This is a genomic window from Streptomyces sp. SID14478 (assembly GCF_010548525.1).
GTDB lineage: Bacteria > Actinomycetota > Actinomycetes > Streptomycetales > Streptomycetaceae > Streptomyces.
In genome coordinates, this window is sequence record NZ_JAAGMG010000405.1 from 1 (window position 1) to 1567 (window position 1567).

A 1567-nucleotide genomic window follows, 5' to 3' on the forward strand; every position below is an offset into this window, starting at 1 on the left:
GTCGCCCCGCAGCTCGGCCTCACTGCGGCCGGCCGCCTCGGCGATGAGCGCCGCGGCGCGCTCCAGGCCGGGGCGTTCGCTCTCGGGCGCGTCCTGGAGGGCGGCGCGCACGGCGTCGGCGATGCGGTCGGTGTCCTGCAGCACGAGGACGTTCAGCTCACGCTTGGGCATCTTGATCATTCGCCCATGGTGCGGGACATCTGCGGCACGGCGAAACCGAGTTGAGCTGGATCAGAGGGAAGCCGACGCCCGCTCCCGCATCAGATCGCGCACGCAGCCACGCAGCCACGCGTGCGCCGGATCCGCGTCGTGGCGCGGATGCCAGGCGAGGCCGAACGGCAGCGGCGGCAGCTCCAGCGGGATCGGGAAGGTGACCAGGCCGAGCGCGTCGGTCATCGGACGGCACCACGACACGACCAGGCCCACCAGGTCCGTGTCGCGCAGGAAGAACAGCGACGCGGGGAACGAGCCGACGCTGCCCACCACCCGTCGCCGCAGTCCGAGTCCGGCCAGCGCGTCGTCGACCGGGCCGTGCAGTTTGCCGCGCCGCGACACGGTGAGGTGCTCCGCCTCCTCCGCGAACCGGCGGGCCGTCAACTCCCCCTCCAGCAAAGGGTGTCCGGCGCGCACCGCACCCAGCATCCGGTCCACGGAAAGCGGCTCGACCCGCACCTCGGGCGCGGCCGTGTCGATGACCCCGACCTCCAGGTCGGCCGTCCCCTCGCGCAGCACCGGCGCGTCCAGATGACTCTCGCCGAGGAACCGCAGGCGGATGCCGGGCGCCTCGACCGCCGCCCGCGAGAGCAGCGGCGGCCCGAGCAGCGCGGCCAGCGAATCGCTCCCGTGCACCGTGAACGTACGCCGCAGGGACCGCAGGTCCTCCTCGCCGTGCGCGGCGAACAGCGCCCGCGCCCGCTCCACCACCGCCCCGACCTCGGCGCGCACCGACAGCGCGTACGGCGTCGGCACCATCTGCCGCCCCGCGCGCACCAGGAGCGGGTCGCCGAGCGCCTTGCGGGCCCGGCCCAGGGTGCGGCTCATGGCGGGCTCGGACAGGTGCAGGCGCCGGGCGGCGCCGCGCACGCTCTGTTCCTCGAGCAGCACGTCGAGGGCGACGAGGAGGTTCAGATCGAGCCCGGCAGCGACCGCGGCCGTCTCCGATTGCGTCATGCGCAATGACTCCCTGCAGAAGTTGCACTGGAAAGCAGACCGGGTCCGACCCTACGTTGAAGGGGCATCCCACACCACCATCCGAAGCTCCCTGGAGGAGCCATGTCCGCCCCTGCCCAGACGTCGTCCCCACCCTCGACCGGCGCGGCGCCCGCACCGCGGCTCGGCCGCCTGACCCTGCTCACCGTGTGCGCCTGCGTGCTGGTCGCGCAGAGCATGGTCGCGGCGATCAACCTGCTCATCCCGCAGCTGGGTTCGTCGTCGCTGCACCCGTCGTCGACGCAGATCCTGTGGACGGTCGACGCGTACGTCATCGCGTTCGCGGGCCTGCTGATCCCCGCGGGCGCGGCCGCCGACCGGTACGGCCGCAAGGGCGCGCTGCTGACCGGCCTCGCCG

1 protein-coding gene and 2 pseudogenes are annotated in these 1567 nt (G+C 73.5%); 1 reads left to right on the forward strand and 2 read right to left on the reverse strand.

The annotated features are described in order from the left end of the window. Nucleotides 1–180: pseudogene (locus G3I40_RS13400) on the reverse strand (hypothetical protein); the annotation flags it as partial. A 51-nt stretch (nucleotides 181–231) separates the two neighbouring features. Continuing rightward, a complete protein-coding gene (locus tag G3I40_RS13405) occupies nucleotides 232–1170 on the reverse strand; it encodes a LysR family transcriptional regulator (RefSeq protein ID WP_164302389.1) in 939 nt (312 codons plus the stop codon). 102 nt (nucleotides 1171–1272) lie between these two features. Here G3I40_RS13405 and G3I40_RS13410 point away from each other — a divergent pair. Beyond that, nucleotides 1273–1567, forward strand: a pseudogene (locus tag G3I40_RS13410) (MFS transporter); the annotation flags it as partial.